The organism is Neisseria sp. HMSC070H10, assembly GCF_001837635.1.
In the GTDB taxonomy this organism is placed as follows: Bacteria; Pseudomonadota; Gammaproteobacteria; order Burkholderiales; family Neisseriaceae; genus Neisseria; species Neisseria subflava_A.
Window position 1 is genome coordinate 73090 of sequence record NZ_KV833385.1, and the last position, 25870, is coordinate 98959.

At 50.5% G+C, this 25870-nt stretch carries 27 protein-coding genes; 14 read left to right on the top strand and 13 right to left on the bottom strand.

Annotated features, from left to right (window positions below; genetic code table 11):
• Nucleotides 1–36: 36 nt before the first annotated feature.
• Complete coding sequence (locus HMPREF2606_RS09055) at nt 37–492, top strand: PH domain-containing protein (RefSeq protein ID WP_049344311.1); 456 nt, start codon at nt 37–39, stop codon at nt 490–492.
• A gap of 237 nt (nt 493–729) precedes the next feature.
• On the opposite strand, the gene HMPREF2606_RS09060 is transcribed toward HMPREF2606_RS09055, so the two are convergent.
• Nucleotides 730–1383 (bottom strand): NAD(P)-dependent oxidoreductase, encoded by a 654-nt coding sequence (locus tag HMPREF2606_RS09060; RefSeq protein WP_070713765.1) that lies wholly within the window; start codon nt 1381–1383, stop codon nt 730–732.
• Between the two features lie 120 nt (nt 1384–1503).
• On the opposite strand from HMPREF2606_RS09060, the gene HMPREF2606_RS09065 reads away from it, so the two are divergent.
• The 4 genes from HMPREF2606_RS09065 (at nt 1504) to ubiG (ending at nt 4541) form a co-directional block, all read left to right on the top strand.
• Nucleotides 1504–2394, top strand: coding sequence for a LysR family transcriptional regulator (locus tag HMPREF2606_RS09065; protein ID WP_070843554.1), 891 nt, complete (start codon nt 1504–1506; stop codon nt 2392–2394).
• On the top strand, nt 2391–2663 hold the full coding sequence (locus HMPREF2606_RS09070) for a GIY-YIG nuclease family protein (protein ID WP_070713757.1): 273 nt from the start codon (nt 2391–2393) through the stop codon (nt 2661–2663). The genes HMPREF2606_RS09065 and HMPREF2606_RS09070 overlap by 4 nt, the downstream gene beginning before the upstream one ends.
• Nucleotides 2664–3131: 468 nt before the next feature.
• Nucleotides 3132–3665 carry a c-type cytochrome gene (locus tag HMPREF2606_RS09075; RefSeq protein WP_070713754.1) on the top strand — a complete coding sequence of 178 codons (534 nt, stop codon included), beginning with the start codon at nt 3132–3134 and terminating at the stop codon, nt 3663–3665.
• A 162-nt stretch (nt 3666–3827) separates the two neighbouring features.
• A complete protein-coding gene (gene ubiG, locus HMPREF2606_RS09080; RefSeq protein WP_191620627.1) occupies nt 3828–4541 on the top strand; it encodes a bifunctional 2-polyprenyl-6-hydroxyphenol methylase/3-demethylubiquinol 3-O-methyltransferase UbiG in 714 nt (237 codons plus the stop codon).
• Nucleotides 4542–4698: 157 nt separating this feature from the next.
• Here the strand turns inward: ubiG and HMPREF2606_RS09085 are convergent, their stop codons facing one another.
• Nucleotides 4699–5169 carry a CYTH domain-containing protein gene (locus HMPREF2606_RS09085; protein ID WP_049328324.1) on the bottom strand — a complete coding sequence of 157 codons (471 nt, stop codon included), beginning with the start codon at nt 5167–5169 and terminating at the stop codon, nt 4699–4701.
• A 38-nt stretch (nt 5170–5207) separates the two neighbouring features.
• Nucleotides 5208–5627: a CopD family protein gene (locus HMPREF2606_RS09090; protein ID WP_004520906.1), complete on the bottom strand. Its 420-nt coding sequence runs from the start codon at nt 5625–5627 to the stop codon at nt 5208–5210.
• 234 nt (nt 5628–5861) lie between these two features.
• On the opposite strand from HMPREF2606_RS09090, the gene HMPREF2606_RS09095 reads away from it, so the two are divergent.
• Nucleotides 5862–6125 (top strand): hypothetical protein, encoded by a 264-nt coding sequence (locus HMPREF2606_RS09095; protein WP_070713750.1) that lies wholly within the window; start codon nt 5862–5864, stop codon nt 6123–6125.
• A gap of 356 nt (nt 6126–6481) precedes the next feature.
• On the opposite strand, the gene HMPREF2606_RS09100 is transcribed toward HMPREF2606_RS09095, so the two are convergent.
• The 4 genes from HMPREF2606_RS09100 to HMPREF2606_RS09115 all read right to left on the bottom strand — a co-directional run bounded on the left by HMPREF2606_RS09100 (nt 6482) and on the right by HMPREF2606_RS09115 (nt 10957).
• Nucleotides 6482–8518: a M3 family metallopeptidase gene (locus HMPREF2606_RS09100; RefSeq protein ID WP_070713747.1), complete on the bottom strand. Its 2037-nt coding sequence runs from the start codon at nt 8516–8518 to the stop codon at nt 6482–6484.
• Between the two features lie 121 nt (nt 8519–8639).
• Nucleotides 8640–9506 carry a trafficking protein particle complex subunit gene (locus tag HMPREF2606_RS09105; protein ID WP_070713745.1) on the bottom strand — a complete coding sequence of 289 codons (867 nt, stop codon included), beginning with the start codon at nt 9504–9506 and terminating at the stop codon, nt 8640–8642.
• Nucleotides 9507–9577: 71 nt separating this feature from the next.
• Nucleotides 9578–10441, bottom strand: coding sequence for a mechanosensitive ion channel family protein (locus HMPREF2606_RS09110; RefSeq protein WP_004520900.1), 864 nt, complete (start codon nt 10439–10441; stop codon nt 9578–9580).
• A 21-nt stretch (nt 10442–10462) separates the two neighbouring features.
• The gene (locus HMPREF2606_RS09115) at nt 10463–10957 is read right to left on the bottom strand and encodes a restriction endonuclease (protein ID WP_070713743.1); all 495 of its coding nucleotides are present in this window, start codon (nt 10955–10957) and stop codon (nt 10463–10465) included.
• 288 nt (nt 10958–11245) lie between these two features.
• Here HMPREF2606_RS09115 and HMPREF2606_RS09120 point away from each other — a divergent pair, with 288 nt between their 5' ends.
• Entirely contained in the window at nt 11246–11581 is a 336-nt protein-coding gene (locus HMPREF2606_RS09120; protein WP_003684489.1) for a hypothetical protein, read from the top strand.
• A 241-nt stretch (nt 11582–11822) separates the two neighbouring features.
• Here the strand turns inward: HMPREF2606_RS09120 and dnaE are convergent, their stop codons facing one another.
• Nucleotides 11823–15257, bottom strand: a complete 3435-nt coding sequence (gene dnaE / locus HMPREF2606_RS09125) for a DNA polymerase III subunit alpha (protein WP_070713738.1) — start codon at nt 15255–15257, stop codon at nt 11823–11825.
• Between the two features lie 165 nt (nt 15258–15422).
• Between dnaE and HMPREF2606_RS09130 the strand changes: the two genes are divergently transcribed.
• Both HMPREF2606_RS09130 and HMPREF2606_RS09135 read left to right on the top strand, forming a co-directional pair.
• Nucleotides 15423–15656, top strand: coding sequence for an RNA-binding S4 domain-containing protein (locus HMPREF2606_RS09130; RefSeq protein ID WP_002221492.1), 234 nt, complete (start codon nt 15423–15425; stop codon nt 15654–15656).
• Entirely contained in the window at nt 15634–15852 is a 219-nt protein-coding gene (locus tag HMPREF2606_RS09135) for a hypothetical protein (protein ID WP_070713735.1), read from the top strand. The genes HMPREF2606_RS09130 and HMPREF2606_RS09135 overlap by 23 nt, the downstream gene beginning before the upstream one ends.
• Before the next feature lie 215 nt (nt 15853–16067).
• Here the strand turns inward: HMPREF2606_RS09135 and yihA are convergent, their stop codons facing one another.
• Nucleotides 16068–16709, bottom strand: coding sequence for a ribosome biogenesis GTP-binding protein YihA/YsxC (gene yihA / locus HMPREF2606_RS09140; RefSeq protein ID WP_070713733.1), 642 nt, complete (start codon nt 16707–16709; stop codon nt 16068–16070).
• A gap of 215 nt (nt 16710–16924) precedes the next feature.
• On the opposite strand from yihA, the gene HMPREF2606_RS09145 reads away from it, so the two are divergent.
• The 4 genes from HMPREF2606_RS09145 (at nt 16925) to tsaD (ending at nt 22116) form a co-directional block, all read left to right on the top strand.
• On the top strand, nt 16925–17548 hold the full coding sequence (locus HMPREF2606_RS09145) for a c-type cytochrome (RefSeq protein WP_003684518.1): 624 nt from the start codon (nt 16925–16927) through the stop codon (nt 17546–17548).
• Nucleotides 17549–17813: 265 nt separating this feature from the next.
• Nucleotides 17814–19766: a cytochrome c biogenesis protein ResB gene (locus HMPREF2606_RS09150; protein ID WP_070584671.1), complete on the top strand. Its 1953-nt coding sequence runs from the start codon at nt 17814–17816 to the stop codon at nt 19764–19766.
• Nucleotides 19759–20946, top strand: a complete 1188-nt coding sequence (gene ccsB, locus HMPREF2606_RS09155; RefSeq protein ID WP_070584672.1) for a c-type cytochrome biogenesis protein CcsB — start codon at nt 19759–19761, stop codon at nt 20944–20946. Before HMPREF2606_RS09150 ends, ccsB begins: the two co-directional genes overlap by 8 nt.
• 99 nt (nt 20947–21045) lie before the next feature.
• Entirely contained in the window at nt 21046–22116 is a 1071-nt protein-coding gene (gene tsaD, locus HMPREF2606_RS09160) for a tRNA (adenosine(37)-N6)-threonylcarbamoyltransferase complex transferase subunit TsaD (protein WP_070584675.1), read from the top strand.
• 121 nt (nt 22117–22237) lie between these two features.
• On the opposite strand, the gene HMPREF2606_RS09165 is transcribed toward tsaD, so the two are convergent.
• Nucleotides 22238–22702, bottom strand: a complete 465-nt coding sequence (locus HMPREF2606_RS09165; protein ID WP_070584677.1) for an Lrp/AsnC family transcriptional regulator — start codon at nt 22700–22702, stop codon at nt 22238–22240.
• A 144-nt stretch (nt 22703–22846) separates the two neighbouring features.
• Here HMPREF2606_RS09165 and rarD point away from each other — a divergent pair, with 144 nt between their 5' ends.
• A complete protein-coding gene (gene rarD / locus HMPREF2606_RS09170; RefSeq protein ID WP_070584678.1) occupies nt 22847–23749 on the top strand; it encodes an EamA family transporter RarD in 903 nt (300 codons plus the stop codon).
• Between the two features lie 93 nt (nt 23750–23842).
• Here the strand turns inward: rarD and murU are convergent, their stop codons facing one another.
• The 3 genes from murU to hpaR form a co-directional block, all read right to left on the bottom strand.
• Nucleotides 23843–24538 (bottom strand): N-acetylmuramate alpha-1-phosphate uridylyltransferase MurU, encoded by a 696-nt coding sequence (gene murU, locus HMPREF2606_RS09175; RefSeq protein ID WP_070713729.1) that lies wholly within the window; start codon nt 24536–24538, stop codon nt 23843–23845.
• Between the two features lie 87 nt (nt 24539–24625).
• Nucleotides 24626–25126 (bottom strand): 4-hydroxyphenylacetate 3-monooxygenase, reductase component, encoded by a 501-nt coding sequence (hpaC, locus tag HMPREF2606_RS09180; RefSeq protein ID WP_070584680.1) that lies wholly within the window; start codon nt 25124–25126, stop codon nt 24626–24628.
• A 10-nt stretch (nt 25127–25136) separates the two neighbouring features.
• Nucleotides 25137–25574: a homoprotocatechuate degradation operon regulator HpaR gene (gene hpaR, locus HMPREF2606_RS09185; RefSeq protein WP_003684610.1), complete on the bottom strand. Its 438-nt coding sequence runs from the start codon at nt 25572–25574 to the stop codon at nt 25137–25139.
• Nucleotides 25575–25870: the final 296 nt, after the last annotated feature.

Genomic DNA, 25870 nt, shown 5'->3' on the forward strand with positions numbered 1-25870 from the left:
GTATTTTTGGAAAATATCTAATGTGGAGAACGTTAAATGGCAAGTTATATTGAAAGCTCTTTAGGGCGAGGTGAACGTATTGTTTATAAAGCGCAAGTATCGTGGTTTTCCCAATTCTGGAGGATTTTTTTCGGTATCCTGCTGTTGATGTGGGTAATCGGTATCGTATTTATAGTGTTCGCGGTATTGAATGTAATGACAACCGAGCTTGCTTTAACTAACAAAAGGGTTATCGCTAAGTTTGGCTTTATCCGCCGGCAAACAATTGAGATAAATATCAACCGTATCGAAAGTATTTCGGTAAATCAAGGTTTTTGGGGCAGGATTTTCAATTATGGCTCCGTAGTGGTCAGAGGGACGGGCGGCAGTCATGCTCCGATTCCTTATATCGCCCGACCAATGGAGTTCCGTCAACAATTCAATGATTTTATAGATAACGAAATTGGTGGTGGCTCGAAAAATCAAATTGAATTAAAACCGCCTGCCGTTTGAGGTGGGTGGAAACGGTGGTTTTTGTTTTATATAGCCCAATTACTTTATTTTCGATACGCAATACCTATTGCCGTCATTTCCGCGCAGGTGGGACTGACGAGGTTGGAAGCCTTGAAATATCGGAAGTTAGTTATGTTTGCTATAGCAAAATTGTAATTAAATATTTATTTCTATCGATCCGAATATGAAAAGGCCGTCTGAAACTTTGGGTTTCAGACGGCCTTTAAATTAAGATGATTAAACAGCGGCGACGGTAAAACGTTCAAACAAATGCGCTTTGTTTTCCACATCGTCGGCGATGGCGACTGCCAAATCGGCCACGCTGATGCCTGCCGGAATTTCACCGTCCATCAGCAAATCGTCTTTGCCCAAGCGGTATTTGCCGGTTTTGTCTTCGCTGAAACCGCCGTCTGCACCCAGTCGTGCCGGAGGGGAAACGAAAGACCAGTTCACGTCGCGGCGCGGCAGGAGTTCTGCCAAGAGATGGCGTGCGGCATTGGCGCCGTCGAAAATTTCTTTCGGGAAGTCAGGCGTATCGATAACTTGCAAACCGGGTGCCACATACAGGCTGCCCGCGCCGCCGACGAATAAATAAGACACTTGCGCTGCTTTTGCCGCTTCGACGATGCTGTTTGCGCCGCGTGTGAAATCCGCGCCGATGTTGGGATTGGTCCAGCCCGGGTTGAACGCGCTGACTACGGCATCAAAACCGGCCAGTTTGTCGGCAAAATCTGCTGCGTTGACATCTGCGGAGACTGCGGCAACATTTTGCGCTTGGAACACTTTGTCTGTGTTGCGGGCGAAAGCGGTCACTTCATGACCGCGGTCTGCCAATTCTTGAACGACTGCGTTGCCGACATAACCTGTTGCACCGATAACTGCGATTTTCATATTTAACTCCTTGTGGTGATGTGATTAATTAGATGAGTGCATTGTAAGGCCGTCTGAAACGCTTGATAATCCCTGATTTGCTGTTATGATTGTGAAGTTGAACTAAACAATTATTTCCAAATGCAAGACATCAAACCCCTGCTTGTTTTCGCTACCGTCCTTGAACACGGCAGCATGAACGCCGCTGCGGCCGCGCTGGGCATGACGCCGTCTGCCGTCAGCCAGCACATCAATCGCCTCGAAACCCTGCACGGCATTAAGCTGTTAAACCGCAGCACGCGCAGCCTTGCGCCTACCGATGCCGGCCGCGCCTTGGGCGAATACTGCCGCCGTCTCGCCACCACGCTTGCCGATACGCGTACTGTTATCGACAATCTGAAAACCGAACCCGTCGGCGAATTACGTATTTCCCTGACTTCCACCGTCATCGGTTCCCGCGCTTTTCAGACGGCCTTTTCGCGATTGCAAACCGAGTTCCCAAAAATCCGCCCCGTCCTCAATTTCAGCGATACCTTGGACGACCTGCAACACAATCAGACCGACATCGCCATACGCGGCGGCGACCGCGCTTTGGACGATCCCAATCTTATCGCGCGTCATCTCGTTACCTGGCAGTCCACCATTTGCGCCGCGCCCGATTATCTCGACCGGCATCCGCCCATTACCCATCCCTCGCAGCTTCACGCTCACCGCTGGCTGCATTTTTTACCTGTTCGCACCACCTTGCAAAACGGTGAAGAAAGCTATTACCTCGACGTCGCCGACAGCATTGCCTGCACGCATCTTGCCGCTGTCCGCAGCCTGACCGAAAGTGGATTTGGTTTGTCTTTGCAGGTGGGCGGCGAAGTGAGGGAAAAAATTGCACAAGGCCGTCTGAAAGCGGTTTTGCCCGAATGGACATTGCCGCCGGTTAGCCTTTATTTGGTGACGCCTTATCGTGTGCAGTCTGCCAAAACCGAGGCTGCCGTGCGCATTTTTACCGAGAGTTTTGCCAAGGAAGGGGATTTATGAGCGCGGAAAATTGGAGCGTTTACCTGATTTTGTGCGAAAACGGTGCGTTTTATTGCGGCATCAGCAACCGTCCTCAAGAGCGATTTGCGGCGCACTTGTCAGGAAAAGGCGCGAAATACACGCGGTTGAACAAGCCTGTCGAGATGCGCATCGTTTCAGACGGCCTGAATAAAAGTGAAGCGCTGAAACGGGAAATAGGCATTAAGAAATTGACGGCAGAGCAGAAGCGGGGATTGTGGGCGGAAGCTGAAATATTGGCAAAAGGTTAATGGCGGCAATGGATTAAATTGTAGTCGGGATATGAATAACCACATAAACAAGTAAGCCTGCTGGTGTCTTTTGCATAGCCAAGCGGCAAATGTTTATTAACATGATTCAAAAAGGCCGTCTGAAACCTGATTTGGGTTCAGACGGCCTTTTTAGGATAAGAGGCGGTTTAATGCTTATTGTATTATATGGAAAGCTTGTAAAAAGTTGAATTTAAAAAGAAACTTTAAAAATAAGGGGATAACTGTTTGAACAATAAAATGAAAATTATTACGCTAAATGACAAATGAGCGTAAATTTCTATCTGAGTAGAGGTGTGGTGTCAATATGTTTTTCCTGTTTTTGTGACAAAATCTGATTTATACCAATATTTATTATAGTGTAGGTCGAAGGTATTAGTTTCTATGTTAGAATTTTTAAGCTGTTTATATAAAACAGTAATTTAAACTAAAACTAAGGAAAGACAGAACATGAACAAATTACTGATTGCCGTAATGATGATGGCTGGTCTGACAGCTTGTTCCCAAGAGGCTAAACAGGAGACTCAAGAGGCTGCTCAAGCCGTTGCATCTGAAGTTAAAAACGAAGTTGCTTCTGCCGCCGATGCTACTGCATCTGCCGCTCAAGAAGCTGCCGATAAAGTAGAAGCCGCTGCCAGCAAAGCAGAGGAAGCCGCTAAACCTGAAGAAGCTGCCAAGCCCGAAGAGAAAGCCGAAGCGCCTGCCGCTGAAGCCAAGCCTGCAGAAGCCGCCAAAGTGGACGGCAAAGCTGTTTTTGAAGCGAACTGTAAAGCATGCCACAGCGGCTTGATTCCCGGCGCTCCTGCCGTAGGCAAAAAAGAAGACTGGGCTCCTCGCATCAAACAAGGCCAAGACACTCTGCACAAACACGCCCTCGAAGGCTTCAATGCCATGCCTGCCAAAGGCGGTAACGGCAGCCTGAGCGATGATGAAGTGAAAGCCGCAGTTGACTACATGGCCAACGAATCCGGCGCTAAATTCTAAATCGCACCGATTGAAACGCACCTTGCCACAAGGTGCGTTTTTTATATTCAGGCGGATGAAAGTTGAAATAGGGCCGATAAACAGGCAAAGGCCGTCTGAAACATTTTATTTTGAAGCACAATCGGCTAAAATCAGGCGAATTATTTTATGCAGGAGCAAACCATGAGCAATCAACACGACAACGTAGATGCCGGCGAAATCGCCAAGTTCAGCCAAATCGCCGATAAATGGTGGGATAAAAACGGCGAATTCAAACCCCTGCATGACATCAACCCCTTACGCCTCGACTATATCGACGGCTATGCCGGATTGGCAGGTAAACGTGTGTTAGATGTAGGCTGCGGCGGCGGTATTTTGTCGGAAAGCATGGCCAAACGCGGTGCAGAACACGTTACCGGCATCGATATGGCGGAAAAATCCCTGCAAACTGCCGCTGCCCATGCGGCCGCTCAACACGTTGCCAATATCGATTACCGCTGCATCCGCGTCGAAGACCTCGCTGCCGAAGAGCCGCACAGCTTTGACGTGGTAACGTGTATGGAAATGATGGAACACGTTCCCGATCCGTCTGCCATCGTTCAAGCCTGCGCGAAACTGGTCAAACCCGACGGCATGGTGTTTTTCTCCACCATCAACCGCAATCCCAAATCTTATCTGCATCTGATTGTCGGCGCAGAATATCTGTTGAAATTCGTCCCCAAAGGCACGCACGACTGGAAAAAATTCATCACGCCGGCAGAACTCGCGCGCATGTGCCGCCAAGCCGGATTGGATACCGTCGGCAGCAAGGGTATGACCTATAATTTGTTGAGCGGCCGTTATTCCCTGTGCGACTCGACCGAGGTCAACTATATGGTTGCCTGCCGTCCAGCGTAAGATTCAACTGATAAAACACACGGGCTAGCCCGATATTTGAAACGGTATGTCGAAAGCAACTTGATTCAAATATCGGTAAGGCAAATCAGGCCGTCTGAAAAGAAAAAAGGCATGTTCGATACATGCCTTTTTTGTATGTGCAGAGAGGTTGTCGCCCTTATTCCGTCCAAGACGAATACGGATGTTTGCTCAGATACGCATTGGTGAATTTCCCGTCTGACGTGATTTCCTGACCCAGCCAAGACGGTTTGGGGAACTCGGTATCTTCAGACGGCAATTCAATTTCCGCCACAATCAATGGTGCATTGTCGCCGAAATATTCATCGATTTCATATACAAAGCCTTCAAATTCGACCCGATAGCGGTATTTTTCCATTTTAAACGGGCACATGTCCGCCATCATTGCTTGCGCGTGAGCCAGCGGGATTTCGTATTCAAACTCGCTGCGCGTCATGTCGGAAATATAGCCTTTCAGGGTCAGCCATGCTTGCGAACCGATAATCCGCACGCGGATGGTGCGCTCTTTTTCCACGCTCAAATAGCCCTGTTGCAACACCAGCGGCTCGCTTGCCGCTTCGCGCCAACTGTCATCCGCCAGCAAAAAGCGGCGTTCGATTTCGACCGTCATGAATTCTTTCCTTATTTACCAAACAGGCCGTCTGAAGATTAAAACGGCTTGAAAACCACCATATAAAGCGCGGCCACCATCATCAATACGGGGAGTTCGTTGAATACCCGATACCAGCGGTGCGAATACACATTGCTACCGTTTTGAAAACGGCGCAGCAGCAGACCGCAATAAAGCTGGTAAGCCAAGAGCAGCAGGCCGCACAATAATTTAACCGCCAGCCAGCCGTTGCCCCACCAATTATTTACAAACCCGATGGCCGCGCCAAATATCAGCGTTCCCCAGCCCAAAGGCGACATAAAGCGGTACAGCCTGCGCGACATATCCGTCAGCCGTACATATTCCACGCTACCAGGCTCTAATTGCGCCAGATTCACATAAATCCGCGGCAGATAAAACAGTCCGGCAAACCAAGAAATCACAAAAAATATGTGTAACAGCTTAAACCACAAATACATTTCAGACGGCCCCAAAACCTAAAACCATTATTTTATCCGCAATACGGCCCGAGCCAAAATAAAATAGTCAAAACAATCTGATTTAGTTCGCCACAACAATGTGTTGCAGGCGCGATTTTACCCAAAAACCAAATTGTAAATTTCGCAACAATATGCAAGTTGATATATGCACAATGCAAAAAACTTGTTAAAATCCTATGCTATTTAATTATAAAAACATTATGGACGGAAAACATGAAACAATTTGAAATCAGCAACAGCGTCAGGAAAGAGCTTAGCAACTACCTGAATACGCACAATCTAAGCCTCAAAGCCGCCATGGATAATGAAACAACCAATGGTGAAGTCGCCGCCATCGTTCATGCAGGATTGCCGGCGATGATTCGGAAAATCTATTCTTTGGAAAAAATGAAAACCTTTTTCTGGACGAAAAAAGATTTGATGATGGAATTTATCAATATGCGCTTGGATGCCGGTGATAAAAAGGGCAAAAACTAATTTTAGCGATGGGTAGGGGGAGATAGAAGTTTGAAATCTGGACTTCTGTTTTCTCAAAAATCTTGTTAGGGGCAGGACTTACTTATTGTTCCTAATAAGTTTTGACAACCGAAAGGCCGTCTGAAATTCAAATGATAGGGCATGGGAACATGCCCTGTTTTTATGGGCGGCTTGTCCGCATTGGGAAAATATTGAGCTTGGCAACCGTTGCGGCGTTCCGCGCTGGGTGGTTTTATCGGCTGAATGGTTTTATATTTGTTTTGCTGAAAATATTGAATTGATTATAAAAAGGCCATCTGAAACATTTCAGACGGCCTTTAACTTTGAATCAGCAATTAAAACGGCGGATTTTCAAATCAAGCTGCGTTGTCAAAACCGCTGTGGCGGAGCAGGGCATCCAGGCTTGGTTCGCGGCCGCGGAAGGCTTTGAAGGATTCTGCTGCGCTGCGCGAACCGCCGACGGCCAGTATTTCTTTCCAGAAGCGGCGGCCGGTTTCGGCCACATCGTCGCTTTCTTCAAATGCTGCGTAAGCGTCTGCACTCAAAACTTCCGCCCATGCGTAGCTGTAATAGCCTGCGGAGTAGCCGCCGGCGAAGATGTGGCTGAAGCTCAAGGCAAAGCGGTTGTATGCCGGCGGTTGGGTCACGGCGACTTCTTGACGCACTTTGTCCAAGATTTGCGGCCATTCTTTCAGACGGCCTTCATCTTCCTGATGGTAGATTTCCATGTCGAAGAGGGCAAATTCCATTTGACGGACGAGGAACATACCGCGTTGGAAGTTTTTGGCCGCGTGCATTTTGTCGAACAGCTCTTTCGGTAATACCGCGCCGGTTTCTTCGTGCGAGGACATTTGCGCCAATACGTCGTATTCCCAAACGAAGTTTTCCATGAATTGACTAGGCAGCTCGACCGCGTCCCATTCGACGCCGTTGATGCCGGATACGCCCACTTCGTCAACTTGGGTCAACAAGTGGTGCAGGCCGTGGCCGGTTTCATGGAAGAGGGTGATGATTTCGTCGTGGCTCAGACGTGCCTCTTTGTCGCCGACCGGCGGGGTGAAGTTGCAGACGAGGTAGGCGGTCGGCAGTTGCAGCGTACCGTCGGCGAAACGGCGGCGGCCTTTGTAGCCGTCCATCCATGCGCCGCCGCGTTTGCCTTCGCGTGCGTACAAGTCCATGTAAACGCCGCCGATGGTTTGGCCGTCTTGTTTTAGCTCGAAATAGCGCACGTCTTTGTGCCAAACGGGGACGGTTTTTTCAGCCAGCTCGATGCCGTAGAGTTTTTTGATTTGGGCAAACAGGCCTGCCAATACTTTGCTGATAGGGAAGTATTTTTTCACTTCGGTTTCGCTGAAGGCGTATTTGGCTTGGCGCAGTTTTTCGGCGGCGTAGCTCAAATCCCAAGATTGCGGATCTTCGATATTCAGGTTTTCTCGCGCAAAGGCTTTGATTTCGGCAAAGTCTTTTTCGGCAAACGGTTTGGCGCGGCGGGCAAGGTCGTGCAGGAAGTTCAGAACCTGTTCGGGCGTATCCGCCATTTTGGTGGCCAGTGACAGCTCGGCGTAGTTTTTGAAGCCGAGCAGTTTGGCGGTTTTCAGCGCGTTTGCAAGCGTTTGTTCGACGTTGGCCGTGTTGTCGAATTTGCCTTCGTCAGACAATTCGCTGGCACGGGTAACGTAGGCGCGGTAGATTTGTTCGCGCAATTCGCGGTTGTCGGCGTATTGGATAACGGCGAGGTAGTGCGGAATCTGCAGGCCGATTTTGTAGCCTGTTTTGCCTTCGCTTTGCGCGGCGGCGGCAAACATGGCGATGGAGTCTTCAGGAATGCCGGCAAGCGGCGCGGCATCGTCAAAGTAAATGCCGAAAGCGTCGGTCGCGTCTTGGACGTTTTGTGCGAATTTGGCACCCAGTTGCGCGCCTTCGGTTTGCAGTTGCGCCAGTTCTGCCTGCTGTTCGGGCGGTAATTCGGCACCGCTGAGGACGAAATCGCGCAAGTCGTGGTTGAGCTTGGTTTGCTGCGCAGGGGAGAGGGTGTCGAATTCGGCAGAATTTTTGATGATTTTGAAGCGGTTGTACAACTCGATGTCTTGACCGATTTCGGTAAAGAAAATGGTGATTTCAGGCATCAATTCGTTGTATACGGCACGCAGCTCGGGCGTATCGACCACGGAATTGAGATGGGAAACCACGCTCCAAATGCGGCCGACGCGTTCGGTAATGTCGGTCAGTTTTTCGACGGTGTTGGCCCAGTCGGTGTGCGTTTGCGCTTTGATGGCGGCGATTTGTTCGCGTGCTTCGGCAATGGCGGTTTGCAGGGCGGGTTTGATGTCTTCGGTTTTGATTTGGTCGAAACGGGGTTCTTCGCCCAAGTGGAGCAGGACGTTGTCGCTCATATGGTTTCTCCTGAATAAGATGGATTCAGACGGCCTTGTGGCCGTCTGAAAAGAAAACGATAGGCGTTATATGGTGGCAGACAGATAGAATTAAAGTGTCTTGTCTGCCTGTCGGCCAATTTTATTCTGCGCCGCGCGGATTGGCGTGCAATGGCGCAGCCAGTTCGAGGCGCATTGGTGTGCCTTTCGGGGCAAATACGGCATTGGCAACATTGGTTTGCAGGGATTCGGCAAACGAGCCGCGATACACTTTTGCGCCTTGGTGGGTCAGGTTAGATTGTACGTCGACGTACACTTCGCCGCCGATTTGACGCCAGAGGTGGCAGAAGGTGTAGTCTTCGGACAGGTAGCGTTTGCTTTCGGGATCGACCATGCAGTCGAAGAAACGGTAGTGCAGGCCTTTGTTTTCCGGGCTGTAGTCGCTGTCGGAGACGTAGTTCAACTCGGGATAAGCCTCTATCATTTTTTCAAATACGCTGCGTTTGATAACCATGAAGCCGGTTGGCGCGTCATGAACCTTCATAAAGCCTTCTTCATCGACTTTCAGGACGATTTCGCCGTTTTCATTTTTGTCGTTGGTATTGACGGTGTAAGAAGTGTACATGCGCTCGAAATCGGCTTGGGTCATGCCGGCAGGAAGGCCTGCTTGGGGCCAGTTTTCGCGTTTGAGCGGATAAACGCCGGCCACAACGTCTTTATCGGCCAAGAGCAGGCGGTAGAATGAGTCGGGAGAGAAGCCGATGTCGGAGTCAATCCAGAATAAATGCGTCCATTCTTTGTTTTCCAAAAATTTGGCCACGCAGTTGTTGCGCGCGCGCGTAATCAGGCTTTCGCCGCGCTGCATCATTACTTGCAGCGGCAGGCCGAGGGAGGCGTTGGTGTGGACGATGTTCAGAAGCGAGAGGGTGTAGTTGTGGAAATATTTGCCGTCATGGCTGGGGGTCATAATGACGGGGTACATTTCGGCAAGGGCTGATTCGGGCAACATGACTTTTCCTTATTGTTGATTGTGAACTTTATTATTGTAAGGGATTTGATTGTATCAATAAACACACCGTACTATTTTGTTTGGTTGATCAGTCGGTATTGCGTGCGCAAAAATTCGTCTAAGACGGCCTGTTGTATTTCCAGCCGTTTGGAAACGGGGGAGGCGAAGCGTACGATGATGTGGTACACCTTGTCATCGTGCGGCACGCGGGACACGCGCGGCTGGGCGGCGGGGGTAATAAAGAGTTTTTGCGCTTGAACGTTTTCCAAATATTGTTGGATAACGGGAACATAGGCCGCGCACAACGGCTCAAGCACAGCTTTCAGACGGCCTATGATTTCGTCCGAATCCAAATGAATCGGCACGGGGATTTCCACCGTATGAATCACATAATTGCCCAAAATATTGTCGCGGCGCACGGTATGGCTCAAAAGCAGGCTGTTGGGAAACGAGAGTGTTTTGCCGGAAAGCTGGCCGATCAACGGATTAGGGCCGATTTGCATCATCAGCGTGTTCAGCATATTGATATCGACCACCCGTCCGCGCAGGCCGTTGATTTCGATGTAGTCGCCGATGGAGTATTGTTTGGTTACCGAGCGCAGGATGCTGCCGGACAAACACATAATCAGCTCTTTGGTTGCCACCACAATCGCCGCGGCCACTGCAAACATCGACAAGGCCAAAGTTTGAATCTGCGCCGCCCAAATCATCGCCAGCCCGAGCAGGATCAGCAGCATGGTTACGTTACGGCTGAACACCAGCGAGCGGCGTTTGTTTTCAATGCTCAAATCCGGATGGCTGCGAAAATGCGCCGAGAGCAAAATGCTGCGCCCGGCAATGACGGCCACAATCATCAATACCGACATCAATGCCGATTTGATGATTTCTTCACTGACAGGCAAAGCGTTCAGCCATTCATGCATGGTGTTCCACATAATCCTGTTTCCTTTCCCTTCTTAGGCCGTCTGAAAACCCACGCGTTCAAAAATTTCTGCCGCACACGCCTCCGATACCGCAAACAAAGTCGCTACGCTGCCCAAAGCCCGTTGCACCGCCGCACTCAAATCGTCGCGGCACACTTCGCCCAGCCACTCAACCGGCCGCACCAGCGACATTTTTTCATCGTCCCATTGCGGACAATGCACCGCGCCGCCCGTAATCCTGCCGACCCGATAACGGCGCAGGGCAGGCGAGTAGGTCAGTACGGCATCTTCATCGGCCAACTCGTTGACAAACCGCCACACCTGAGCCGCGCCCGATTGCGCCGTTCTCAACTTCACATCCGGCACGGCCGAACGGTAAATATCCGTCAGCTCCTCACGGCCAAAGCCTTTTGCCGCCGCTTCGGCCAGCATAGGCCAGGCCAACGCCGCCACACCGCGCTCGAAAAATACGTCATAAAGCGCACCTTGCGTGCTGCGAACCATATAAAGTCTGGCTTGTTTTCCCATTGCAGTACCTGTTTGTTTGAAGGATTTATCCCTTGGTTTCAATATTACCCGTTACGGCTGAAAAATTCGATATTCAGCATAGGCGGAAAGGGTTAAATTACCCACTGAAAATAAATGAATGATAAATAAAAGGCCGTCTGAAAAACAAAATAGGCTGATATATCAATAGATGATATATCGTAACAATATATTAATAACTGTAAATTTTTTTACGTTTGCATCAAAAAAAGATAAGATGAAAAAATCAATCGAGAAAGATTGCTATTCACTGAACATTAGGAGAGAAAAATGACCTGTAAAACCCACGAACATCATGACCACGTTCACGGCGCAAACTGCGGCCACACTGCCATCAAACATGAAGGCCACGTCGATTATCTGCACGACGGTCACCTGCACCATGAACACAACGGCCACTACGACGAGCACGCCCTGAGCGTCAATGAAACCAACCCTGACGGCTGCCATCCGGTTGACACCTGCCACGGCCACGTTCACGGCGAAGGTTGCGGCCACGAAGCTGTACCGCACGGCGATCACGTCGACTACATCGTCAACGGCCGTCTGCATCACCAACACGGAGATCACTGCGACGACCACGGCCCGGTTGAAATCGTTAAATAAAACTGTTTTTCAGACGGCCTTTGATATGGGGCTTCTATAGAAAAAGGGGGTGTATTTTCCCCCCCCTTTTTTTGTGGGCTATCTTTTCCTATTAGCCAAAGTCTCTTGCAATAAACTTTTCAGATAATCTCTCTATACAATAAGGTCGTCTGAAAGCCTCAATCCGTATTTGATTTATGTTTTTAAAGCGCTTTTTAAATTAAAGGCCGTCTGAACGTATAGTTTCAGACGGCCTTTAGTGTTACCAATTCACACGAACTGCCCTGCTGCCGAGCAATGTTTCCAGTTCGTCAAACAAGGCGGTGCTTGGCGTTACCATCCATTTGGGTGCAATTTTCAATTTGCCTGATGCTTTGCCGTTGCTGTACGACAGTTGCAGCGGGATGTGCGACGTGTCGGGCAGGCGGTGGGCGGTAAGGATTGCGGCGAGGTGTGCGATGTCGTGGCCGGGGGAGAGGGCGAGGCTGAGGCTGCGGGCGTAGCGTTCGCGCGCCATTTGCAGTGTCATGACTTGGTTGGCCATGATGCGCAGCCCATCGCCGCCGCCGTAGTCGTCACGGCTGACTTTGGATTCGATAATCAGCACTTGGTCGGACTTGAGGTAGTCGGCGCAGTTTTCCAGCGTGTGGCCGCTGACCATGATTTCCACCAGACCGCTCAAATCTTCAAGGCTGACGAAGGCGATTTTGCCGCGCTTGCCCATCATGGTGCGCACGGCGGTCACGAACCCAGCGAGGCGCACGCTGTCTTGCGGTTTCAGACGGCCTAATTTGGTCGGGGCGATTTGGCGGACTTCTTGGGCATATGGGCCGAACGGGTGTCCGGACAGATAAAAGCCGATGACGGTTTTTTCTTCGGCGAGTTTTTCCGACTCACTCCACATGGGCACGTCAACGAGTTGCACCGGTTCGATGGCGTCTTCCATCATGTCGAAAAGTCCGCCCTGATTGGCGTTGGCGGCTTTTTGGTCGGCGTTGTTCATGGCAAGGTCAATGTTCGCCAAGAGCATGGCGCGGTTGGGTTCGATGCTGTCGAACGCGCCGCCGCGTATCAGGGCTTCGAGGGTGCGGCGGTTCATGTGCTCTTTGCCGACGCGCTCGCAGAAGTCCAAGAGGCCGGTAAACTTGCCGCCGCTTTGCCGCGCGGCGATGATGGATTCGACGGCTGCTTCACCCGTGCCTTTAATCGCGCCGAGTGCGTAGCGGATTTTCATGTTCGGATACGGCGTGAAGCGGTAGTCGGATTCGTTGATGTCGGGCGGCAGGAACTCGATACCGTTGGCGCGGCAGTCGTCGTAGAAATGCTTGAGTTGGTCGGTGTTGTCCAATTCAGACGACATGGTTGCCGCCATAAATTCGGCGGGGTAGTGCGCTTTGAGCCATGCAGTCTGGTAGGAAATCAGGGCGTAGGCAGCGGCGTGGGATTTGTTGAAACCGTAGCCGGCGAATTTTTCCATGTAGTTAAAGATTTCGTCGGATTTTTCGCGCGAAATCCCTTGTTTGGCCGCGCCTTCAGCGAAGATTTCGCGGTGTTTCACCATTTCTTCGGGTTTTTTCTTACCCATGGCGCGGCGCAACAAGTCTGCACCACCGAGTGAGTAGCCGCCGATAATCTGCGCCGCCTGCATCACTTGTTCCTGATACACCATAATCCCGTAAGTCGGCGCAAGGATGCCTTCGAGCAGCGGGTGGATGTATTGGAATTCCTGTCCCTTCATACGCGCGACGAAGTCGGGGATGTTGTCCATCGGGCCGGGGCGGTAGAGCGATACGAAGGCGATGAGTTCTTCAAACTTGGTCGTGTGCGCCGTTTTCAGCATTTTTTTCATGCCGGTCGACTCGAACTGGAAGACGGCGGTGGTGTTCGCATCGCGGAAGATTTGGTAGGCGGCCTGGTCGTCAAGCGGAATCTTGCCAACATCGACGATATCGCCGGTGGTGTTTTTGATGTTGTTCTGCGCCATTTCGATAATGGTTAAGTTGCGCAGACCCAAAAAGTCGAATTTCACCAAACCCACGTCTTCCACGTCGCCCTTGTCGTACATGGATACGGGCGAGGCGGATTCGTCCGCTTGATACACGGGGCTGTAATCGGAAATCTTGCCCGGTGCAATCAACACGCCGCCTGCGTGCATACCCAAACCGCGTGTCAAATCTTCCAGCTTTTTCGCCAGCGTAATCAGTTCGTCTGCTTCTTCCGCTTCGATTAATTCCTGAATTTGCGGTTCGGCCTCCATGGCTTTTTCCAAACTCAGGGGTTTGTTGGCTTCTAACGGAATCAGCTTGGACAGTTTGTCGCACAGCATGAACGGCAGTTCCAGCACGCGTCCCACGTCGCGGATGACCGCTTTGGACGACATCGTGCCGAAGGTGACAATCTGGCTGACCGCCTCCGCGCCGTATTTCTCGCGCACATATTCAATCACACGGCCACGGTTTGCTTGACAGAAATCCACGTCGAAGTCGGGCATGGAGACGCGTTCAGGGTTTAAGAAACGCTCGAACAGCAGCGCGTATTTGAGCGGATCAAGGTCGGTAATCTTCAATGAATACGCCACCAGCGAACCTGCACCCGAGCCACGACCCGGTCCTACCGGACAGCCGTGTGTTTTCGCCCAGTTGATAAAGTCTTGTACGATAAGGAAATAGCCGGGGAATTTCATCTGGATGATGATGTTCAACTCAAAATCCAAACGTTCCTGATATTCCGGCATTTTTGCCGCACGCTCCGCCTCGTCGGGATAAAGCTGAACCATGCGTTCTTGCAAGCCTTCGTTGGAGAGCTTGATCAAATAATCATCCAGCGACAGGCCGTCTGGAGTAGGGAAGAGCGGCAGGAAGTTTTTGCCCAATGTGATGTGCAGATTGCAGCGTTTGGCAATTTCTACTGTGTTTTCGAGGGCTTCAGGCAAATCGGAGAAACGCTCCAGCATCGTTTCCGGCGGAATGAAAAACTGGCTCGGCGTGAAATCGCGCGGACGTTTCTTGTCCGTCAGCACCCAACCGCCCGCGATGCACACCCGCGCCTCGTGCGCGTTGAAATCGTCGCTGCTCATAAACTGGGTCGGATGCGTCGCCACTACCGGCAAACCCAGTTCCTCCGCCAGCTTCACGCTGCCGGAAACGCAAGCCTCCCATTCGGGGCGTTCGGGCAGGCGTTGCAACTCTAAATAAAACGCATCGGGAAACCACGCCGCATACTTCAACGCTGCCGCCCGCGCCGCTTCTTCATTGCCGTTCAATAGATTCACGCCCACTTCGCCGTAATGCGCGCCGCTCAAACAAATCAAGCCGCTGTTGTCGCCGTTTGCCAGCCATTCGGGGTTGAGTTCCGCATGATGGATATTGCGGTCTTTGCCGACATAGGCCTCCGTCAAAAGCTCGCTCAAGCGCAGATAGCCCGCATCGTTGCGGATAATCAGCATGGCGCGAAACGGCTTGTCGGGCGCATTCGGATTGCCTATCCACACGTCCGCCGCGCCGATGGGCTTAATCCCTGCACCGCGGCAGGCTTTATAGAATTTCACCAAGCCGAATTCGTTCATCAAATCGCTGATGCCCAAAGCAGGCAAACCGTATTCCTGCGCTTTGGCAATCAGTTTTTTAATCCGCACCATACCGTCGGTAATCGAGAATTCGGTATGCAGGCGCAGGGGGATGTAGGTCGGCTCGGTCATGGCAAAATCGGCGTGAACAATAAAAGGCGTATTGTAGCAGGGTTGGCAGTTAAAGGCCGTCTGAAAACCAAATGTAATGGGGTTGGATAAAGCAAATAAAACAGAAGGGGGCTTTCTTTCAGACGGCCATGTTAAAATATCGCCATTATTGAAAAGGATTAAATGATGGAAGCAACTGTCTATCTTGAAGACAACGAATACATCGCGTTGTGCGACTTATTGAAATTGGCCGGCCTTGCCGAAAGCGGCGGACAGGCAAAAGCATTTATCGCCGAAGGGCTGGTGTTGCGCAACGGCGAAACCGAAACCCGTAAGACCGCCAAAATACGCGGCGGCGAAGTGATTGAGTTTGACGGCGCACGCTTGGAAATTGCCGATGGATACGACCCTGAAGAATAAAGCCGAAGCCATCTTGGGCGAACCGCTTTTAGACGAACCTGTCCGCCCCGAGTCGTGGGAATGTTGCGGCAGCGAATGTGGTGATGCCTGTATTCAGACAATGTATTGGGTGGAAAAAGCCCAATATGACGCGCAACAGCGGAAATTGAAAGAAGCAGGTTGGACTGATGGCGAAGATGGTGCAAAGGCCGTCTGAAAAAGGTTTAGTTGAATAACACCATGCTTTTTAAGAATTTTCACTGATACGTCGTTGTTTTTAGTTTGCGATAAGAAAATAAAAAAAAACGCAATAAAAAAGGGTATGCGTATACATACCCTTTGAAAGTTAGATAGAAAACGGCATTATGGAAAACAAATGACGGAATAAGATTTGCGGTTGGTCAACTCATCTCATTCCGCCTTGTTTTACAATCACTCAGGCGATGTTTCGCCCGCAAGATTTTCGATTTCTTCGCGATGCGCGTCAAACCATGAGCCGACCACTTGATTGACTTCGTCCATGCCTTGCTTTTTCAGGCTGGAGAACAGTTGAACGCTGATTTTTTGGCGCTCGGTGTAGGGTTTGAGTGATTTTTTAACCGCCGCCAAAGTTTTAATCTGGTCGTTTTTAGACAGCTTGTCTGCTTTTGACAGCAGGATATGCACAGGACGGCCGGTGATGTGGAAGAAGTCCAGCATTTGAATGTCTAAAGCTTTGAGCGGATGGCGCGAGTCCATAATCAAAATCAGGCCGATCAGTTGGCGGCGTTGTTGCAGGTAGTCGCCCAAGAGTTTGACCCAGTGCGCACGAATGGCCTCCGGTACTTGCGCGTAGCCGTAGCCGGGCAAGTCGACCATGAAATTGCCGTTTTCCAGCTCAAAGAAATTGATGTGTTGGGTGCGGCCCGGTGTTTTGGAAACGTAGGCAAGACGCACATGATTGGTTAAAGTATTGATGGCGCTGGATTTGCCGGCATTGCTTCGGCCGACAAAGGCAATCTCGGCCGGCGTGTTGGGCAGGTCTTTCAGATGGTTGACCGTAGTAAAAAATTTGGCGTTTTGAAAAAGGTTCATCAGCATTTCCTTGCATGGAAACAAAACTGCAACATCATAATTTGTATCGGGCATTTATGTTGCAGCAGTTTGGTAATTTGAGTAGTAATTTAATGTAAACTTGGTATAGAATAGCACGTTTATAGAATTATCGGTTTTAATCGGGAAAATTCCCCGGTATTTGAGTATAAAAAAGGCATTGACGCGGTACGCAATGCTGTAATCAGGAGCACTCCATGAAACGATTGACTTTATTGGCCTTGGTATTGGCTGCCGGTGCGGTTTCCGCTGCCCCTAAAGCAGATGCTGAAAAAGGCAAACAGGTAGCGACTACTATCTGTGCGGCGTGTCACGCAGCCGATGGTAACAGCGGTATCGCAACTTATCCTAAACTGGCAGGTCAGGCCGCGGCCTACACCTACGGTCAAACCATGGCCATCAAAGACGGTACCCGTACCCACGGTGCTGCCGGCGTGATGAAACCGATGGTGATGAACTTGTCCGAACAAGACATCCGCGACGCTGCCGCCTACTATGCCAAACAACAAGGCAAACCGGGCGAAGCCAATCCTAAAGAAAACCCAGAGCTGGGCGCGAAAATCTATCGCGGCGGCCTGAGCGCTAAAAAACTGCCGGCATGTATGTCTTGCCACGGTCCTAGCGGCGCAGGTATCCCTGGCGGCGGTACTGAAATCCAAGCCTATCCTCGTCTGGGCGGCCAGCACAAAGCTTACGTTGTCGAGCAAATGAAAGCTTACCAATCCGGCCAACGCAAAAACGCCATCATGGCCGATATTGCCAACCGCCTGAGCGAAGAAGAGTTGAACGCAGTAGCCAACTTCATCCAAGGTTTGCACTAATTTCGTTTTGAAACGAGCTTATTGATACAGGCCGTCTGAAAACCCTTCAGACGGCCTTAGCCAATATATGTCGATAAGCCTGATTGGTTTTTTCAAATAGCGACAGCAAGATTTTGACTACAATATGCAGTATTCTTCCTTTCGCATCATAACGTCCATCGTAGCCCGATTGATTGGGTTGTTCAAAGCCGACAGTTGAAACATGAGTAAATCTTCATCATCCGTCCCACTTATCCGTAGACCATGGTTTGCCTTTTTCAGCTCCATGCGCTTTGCCGTTGCTCTGCTCAGCCTGCTGGGCGTGGCTTCGATTATCGGTACGGTCTTGCAGCAAAACCAGCCACAAGTCGATTATTTGGTGAAATTCGGCCCGTTTTGGTCGCACATTTTCGGCTTTTTGGGCCTGTACGACGTGTACGCCTCGGCGTGGTTCGTTATCATCATGATGTTTTTGGTGATTTCCACCGGATTGTGCCTGATTCGCAATGTTCCGCCGTTTTTGCGCGAGATTCGTTCCTTTCGTGAAAACGCGAAGGAAAAATCATTGGCGGCAATGCGCCATTCCATCGTTTTAGACGGACAGGTGACGCCCGAAGTCGCGCAACGGTATTTGGAAGTACAAGGCTACGGCTGCAAAACCGTTACGCGTGAAGACGGTTCGGTTTTGGTGGCGGCGAAAAAAGGCGCGATGAACAAATGGGGCTATATCTTTGCCCATGCCGCGCTGATTGTGATTTGTTTGGGCGGTTTGATAGACAGCAATATCCTGCTGAAAATCGGCATGCTCACCGGCCAAGTCATGCCGGACAATACTGCGGTTTACGCCAAAGACTTTAAGCCCGAAAGCGTGTTGGGTGAATCCAACCTGTCGTTTAGGGGTAATGTCAATATCGCGGAAGGGCAGAGCGCGGATGTGGTGTTTCTCAATGCGGATAACGGCATGCTGGTGCAAGACCTGCCGTTTTCGGTCAAATTAAAGAAATTCCATATCGACTTTTACGATACCGGTATGCCGCGTGATTTTGCCAGCGACTTGGAAGTAACGGACAAGGCGACCGGAAAAGTCAGCGAACACACTATCCGCGTCAACCATCCTTTGACGCTGCACGGTATTACGGTTTATCAGGCAAGTTTTGCCGACGGCGGCTCTGACTTGACGTTTAAAGCCTGGAATCTGGCTGATGCCGACCGCACTCCGGTCAAACTCAAAGCAACTTCCATGCGCGAGTTTCCGCTGGATTTGGGCAAGACCTCTTATAAACTGGAATTCGACCAGTTTACTTCGATGAACGTCGAAGACATGAGCGAGCCGTCTGAAAAAGAGCAAAACCTGAAATCCGCCATCAACGATGTTCGCTCTGTCCGTCAAGAAGGAAAAAAATACACCAACATCGGCCCGTCTATCGTTTACCGCATCCGCGACAAAGCAGGGCAGGCTGTCGAATATAAAAATTACATGTTGCCGGTAAAACAAGATGAAGACTATTTCTTCATTACCGGCACACGCAGCGGCTTGGCGCAGCAATACCGCTGGTTGCGTATTCCGATGGATAAAAACGGCCAAATCGACACCTTTATGGCTTTGCGTCAATATCTGAAAGACGATGCGGCACGCCGTAAAACCATTGCCAACGCCGTTAAAGGCGCGCCTGCCGAAATCCGTGAGCAATTCATGGCGGCGGCGGAAAACACCTTGTCGATTTTTGCCAAAGGCGGCTATTTGGCTTTGGACGAATTTGTTACCACCAACATTCCGAAAGAGCAGCAGGAAAAAATGCAGGGCTATTTCTATGAGATGCTCTATGGCGTGATGAATGCCGCTCTGGAAGATACGATCAGCACATACAATCTGCCGGTTTGGCCGCAAGATGAAAAACGCAACCGCTTCCTGCTGCATGCAATGGATGCTTACACCGGTTTGACCGAATATCCCGCGCCGATGCTGCTGCAACTGGAAAGTTTTACCGAAGTACGCTCTTCCGGCCTGCAGATGACCCGTTCGCCGGGCGCATTCTTGGTGTATTTGGGTTCGGTATTGCTGGTGTTGGGTACGGTGTTTATGTTCTATATTCGTGAAAAACGTGCTTGGCTGCTGTTTTCAGACGGCCGTATCCGTTTTGCCATGTCTTCCAGCCGCAACGAACGCGACTTGCAGAAAGAATTTCCGCAACACACACGGCAATTGCAGCAGCTTGCCAAGGATTTGAACCATGAATAACAAACATCAGGCCTTGCCCGAGCATGAGCTTCTGACACACAAATCATTTATCCGAAACCTCAACCTTTTCGACTGGGCATTCGCGCTGCTGATTGCAGTCGGTGCGTTTATTGCCCAAACCCAGGCTGGTCTGCATATGGACATCTACGAAATGGTAATTTTGTGGGTGAGTGCCGGTATTGCCGTTTTTCTGGGTTGGTTTTTCAAACCGATGCGCTGGTTTATCCCTTTGGGCGTGTGCTTGGCGTATTTGGCCGTTGATTTGTATGGCGGCGACATCAAACGCGCAGACGGTTTCCTGCTCAAATACCTGTTAAGCAGCCAGTCGGCGATTATGTGGCAATGCGCGTTTGTGTTCTTTGCCTTGTTTGCCTATATCGTCGGCGCGATAGCGGCGGTGCGCAAAAATGTGCCGTCCAATACGCTTTTGGGCATGGGTACCGTGTTTGCGTGGGTTTCCGCGATGGCGGGCTTTGTCGGTTTGCTGGTGCGCTGGCATGAAAGCTATCTGCTGCGTCCCGATGCCGGCCATATTCCGGTCTCCAACCTTTACGAAGTATTCATCTTGTTCTTGGTTATTACGGCGCTGATGTACCTCTATTACGAAGGTCGTTTTGCCGTACAAAAACTGGGCGGCTTCGTGTTCAGCTTTATGGCGATTGTGGTCGGATTTGTCTTGTGGTACAGCGTTTCACGCGAGGCGCATACCATCCAGCCGCTGATCCCTGCTTTGCAGTCTTGGTGGATGAAAATCCACGTTCCGGCCAACTTTATCGGCTACGGCGCATTCTGTATCGCCGCCATGTTGGGTATTGCCGAACTGCTGGCACTCAGAAAAGAAGATGCAGGCAAAAAATCATGGCTGCCGCACTCGCAAGTCATTGAAGAAGTGATGTACAAAGCGATTGCCGTCGGTTTCCTGTTCTTCACGATTGCCACCATTCTCGGCGCATTGTGGGCGGCTGACGCGTGGGGCCGCTATTGGAGCTGGGACCCGAAAGAAACTTGGGCATTCATCGTTTGGCTGAATTACGCGGTCTGGTTGCATTTGCGGCTGGTGGCAGGCTGGCGCGGCAAAGTGTTGGCTTGGTGGGCGGTCATCGGCCTGATCATTACCGCCTTTGCCTTTATCGGCGTGAATATGTTCTTGAGCGGCCTGCATTCTTACGGCACTTTGTAAGCAGCCTATCCCACACTTTATTTCAGACGGCCTTTTTCCGTTTTCGGAGAAAACGCCGTCTGAATCGTTTTTAATCATTTTTTCAGACGGCCTCAAACCATGTTGGTATTAGGAATTGAATCATCTTGCGACGAAACCGGCGTTGCGCTCTACGATACTGAGCGCGGCTTGTTGGCGCATCATTTGCACACACAGATGGCGATGCATGCCGAATACGGCGGCGTTGTCCCCGAGTTGGCCAGCCGCGACCATATCCGCCGTGTCGTGCCGTTGACGCAAGGTTGCTTGAAGGAAGCCGGCGTTGGCTATGCCGATATTGACGCGGTTGCCTTTACGCAAGGCCCGGGCTTGGGCGGCGCATTGCTGGCTGGTTCAGGCTTCGCCAATGCCTTGGCATTTGCCATCGGCAAGCCCGTTATCCCTGTTCACCATCTTGAAGGCCATTTGCTCTCGCCCTTGTTGGCAGACGACAAGCCTGAATTTCCATTTGTTGCTTTGCTGGTGTCGGGCGGACATACGCAATTTATGGCTGTACGCGGTATCGGCGATTACACCTTGCTGGGTGAAAGTGTGGATGATGCGGCAGGCGAGGCATTTGATAAAACAGCCAAGCTCTTGGGCCTGCCTTATCCCGGCGGTGCCAAATTATCCGAGCTGGCCAAACTCGGTACGCCTGATGCCTTCACATTCCCACGCCCCATGCTCCATTCGCACGATTTGCAGATGAGCTTTTCCGGTTTGAAAACAGCCGTTTTGACCGCTGTCGAAAAAGTCTGTGCTGAAACCGGAAGCGATGAAATTTCGGAACAAACACGCAACGACATTTGCCGCGCTTTCCAAGATGCGGTAGTTGACGTATTGGCGGCCAAAGCCAAAAAAGCGTTGTTGGATACCGGCTTCAGAACTTTGGTGGTTGCCGGCGGCGTGGGTGCAAACTGGAAACTGCGCGATGAATTTTCGCGCTTAACCGTCAAAGTGCCGTCTGAAAAAGGCAAACCCAAACCGCAGGAAGAAAAAATCAATGTTTATTTCCCGCCGATGGCATACTGTACCGACAACGGCGCAATGATTGCCTTTGCCGGTGCGATGCGTCTTGCCGAGCGTCAGGCTGTCGGCGCATTCAATGTCAAACCGCGCTGGCCGCTGTCGGATATTGTGAAGCAGGGTTGATAATTAGACTGTTTCGGTGCAATGAAAGGCCGTCTGAAAACCTAAAGACAGGGTTTTCAGACGGCCATTTAACTAAATGGATTTATGTTGTGAAGTCTCTTTGTAAACAAAGGAATACCGGTTATCCCGGAATTTCGATTTTGGTTTCCGTTTTCGCGAAATTCATTACAAATTGGCTTTTGAAATTGCGTACTCTGTTGACGGAAGTGAGCACGCGGCGCGTGAAGGCGTGATAAGCGGGCATATCGGTGCAATGCACCAACAGCAAGAAATCATAATTGCCGGAAATTTCATAACACCCGACAACTTGCGGCTCGCGCTGCATACTGCGTTCAAATGCTTCTTGCACATCATGGTACTGGCGTTCGAGGTCAACTTGGACAAAGACGCTAATGTTCAAACCGACTGCCTGCGGCGAGACGATGGCGGCTTGGCGGAGGATGACGCCTTGTTCGGTCAGGTTTTTGATGCGCCGCTGGCAAGTGGCAATCGACGAATGCACTTGTGCGGCCAATTCTTTCAGCGGAATGTCTGCACGTGTTTGGAGAATGGTGAGGATATTGCGGTCGAGTTTGTCCAGCTCCATTTCAGACGGCCTTTGAATGTAATATTTTTTGATTTTTTAATCATAATAGAAAAATTATCGTTGTAATATAAAAAAATATGAGAAATTTTTTCACACATTTTCTTTACAATATCAATATTGATTTATTGAGGAAGGCCGTCTGAAATGACGAATTTATCCAAAGGTTTGCTGGCGGCCATAACGTCCAATGTGTTGTTTGCCATGCTGTTTCTGTACGGCGTATGGATGCAGCCGATGAGTGGCACAGAAATTTTCGCGTGGCGTATGGTGGCGATGTTGTCGGCTTTATGCGTGCTGATGACGATGGTCAACGGTTGGCGGGCGGCGGCGCGGTTTGCGAGCAATATCGGCCGCGATTGGAAGCGGTGGCTATTGATTGTATTGCCGACGCCGATATTTGCCAGCCAGTTGTGGCTGTTTGTCTGGGGGCCGGTCAACGGGGAAGGGGTAAACATCGCCATGGGTTATTTCCTGTTTCCTTTGGCGATGATGCTGGGTGGACGGATTTGGTTTAAAGAGCGTTTAAACCGATTGCAGACGGTTGCCGTTGCGTTGGCGTGTGCAGGCGTGGCATGTGAATTGGTACGGTCGGGTGCGTTTTCGTGGACGACTGTATGGGTGTTCGGCACCTATCCGTTTTATTATCTGCCACGCCGAAAACTGGGTGTGCCTTCTTTAATCGGTCTGACTTTTGATTTGATGATGATTACGCCATTTGCGTTGGCGTATATTATATTTGCAACGGATACGCCGGCGATGATTGCGGCCAAACCGGTTTTAATTTTCTTTATTGTGTTGCTAGGCTTCAATAGCGCAATATCTATGCATTTGAATTTGAAGGCGAGTCAGTTGTTGCAGGTTGCGGTGTTCGGCATGTTGAGCTATTTGGAGCCTGTATTGCTTTTTATTGTGTCGATTGTATGGCTGGGTGAGCCGGTGCAAAAAGGCGCATTGATCGGCTATGGCCTGATTTGGTCGGGATTGTGCGTGATGATTGTCAATGGCTTGTTGGGAATGAAGAAAGAAAAGAAATTGGCTAAAGCTTGATGATAGATTGAGGCCGTCTGAAAAATGGGTTGACCAATATTTTCAGACGGCCTTTGATATTGAAAGGGATGTATCGGATACGTCCCTTTTGTTTTACCAGCTTTGGGCAATACGGTCGGCTTCTTGCAGGCGTTCGACTGTGCCGACGTCCAACCAAAGGCCGTTGTGGTGTTCGCCGCTGATTTGGCTTTGGCTCATGGCCTGACGTAACAGAGGGGCAAGTTTGGCAGCCTGATGCGCCGGGGTATCTTTGAAAAGTGCGGGATGATAAACGCCCACGCCGCTGAAAGTTAGGGCTTGGCCGTCTGAGGATGAGGCGGATACCAGGCCGTCTGAAAGCAGGCCGAAGTCGCCTTCGGGGTGATGGGGCGGATTGTCCACCAGCCACAAATGGGCGAGAAGGTTGTGTTCCTGCATACGCTGGGCAGCCAGTCGTGCAGCTTGGAAATCAATGTCAGTCAACACATCGCCATTGACGACCAAAAACGGCTCGTCGCCCAAAAGAGGCAGGGCGGTGGCAATGCCACCGGCGGTTTCCAGGCCTCCGGCGAGTTCTGGAGAATAGGCAATGCGCACGCCGTAGTCCGAACCGTCTTTCAAGGTGTCTTCGATTTGCTGGCCAAGCCAGGCATGGTTGATGACGATTTCAGTAAAGCCGGCCTTCCGCAGGCGGCGTAAGTGCCAGCCGATAAGCGGCATGCCTGCCACTTCGAGTAAGGGTTTTGGCGTGTGGTCGGTCAGCGGGCGCATGCGTTCGCCGCGACCGGCGGCCAATATCATTGCTTTCATGGGTGTGCCTATAATGTGTGAAACAGAAAAAGTCTCAGGCCGTCTGAAAAAATGAAACCGATGTTTCAGACGGCCTGAGACCTTTATTTATGCCAAAGATTTGAATTGCCTACGAAAATACAGCAATGCCGGTGCCTGCGTGTCGGTATTGCGGATTTCGTTGAGCTGAACGAAAAAGACGTAATGCGTGCCGATTTCGCGTTGATCGACAATGCTGCCGTGCAGGTGCGCCAGCGCACCTTCGACTTCAAGCTGTCCGGTTTGTCCCCTGTGCCAAATATGGTATTCGAAGCGTTCTTCGGGCGAGAGGTCGGTCAGTCCGGCAAAGTGTTCAGCAACATCCTGTTGGCTGTCGTTGAGCGTGTTGATGCACAAGTCACGGTTGCCTTGCAGGATGGGAATGATGGCGGATTGGCGGTTGATGCACAGCATGACCGTCGGCGGCTCATCGGTAATGGCAGTTACGGCAGTCATAGTAATGCCATAGCGTCCCGTTTCGCCGTCTGTCGTGATAACGTGTACGCCGGCGGCACAGGAGGCCATGGCATCTCGAAATGGTCCCTTGAGTGTGTGTGTTGAGTCTGTCATCCGACTTTCTTTATTTTAATGCCTGTTCGATTTTTGCCAGCTCTGCCAAGAGTTCTTTGAGTTGTGCCATTTTTTCTTTGGACAGAACTTTTTCAATCGCATCGTAGCGTTCGTCAACCAATGCACCGATGGATTCATAGAGTTTCTCACCTTCGGGCGTTAGTTTCAGATAAACACGGCGTTGGTCGTTGGAAGGCTTCAGGCGAACGGCCAAACCTGCTTTTTCCAGGCGAGTCAGAATGCCGGTCAGGCTGGGGCGAAGGATGCAGGCCTGATTGGCCAAATCTTGAAAGTCGAGTGTGCCGTTTTCCGCTAAGAGCCGGATGATACGCCATTGCTGGTCAGTAATATTGGCTTGGTTCAGAATAGGGCGGAATTGGGTCATCAATGCTTCCCGTGCCTGAATCAGACCGATATTGATAGATGCATGTTTAGATTGGTTGGGCATTACTAAGTCTCCGGTGTTATCAAAAATCAAACCGTTGAAGCGTGAGGTAGATTGATAAAGGCGAATATTGCTGTTTTAAGGCTGCCATCGGCAGCCGGGTCTATGGGAACAAAAGCATCACTGCCACGATATTAGATGAGAATCTCTAACAGTTTGTTTTGATAATAATGTTTCCAATTGTTCTTATGGTTATATCTTAGTCTATTTTCTTTATAATCTCAACAAAATGATATGTTATTGGGAAAGAGATAGTTTATTTATTTATGAAATTGAATTGTTTGAATGTATTCAGGTGA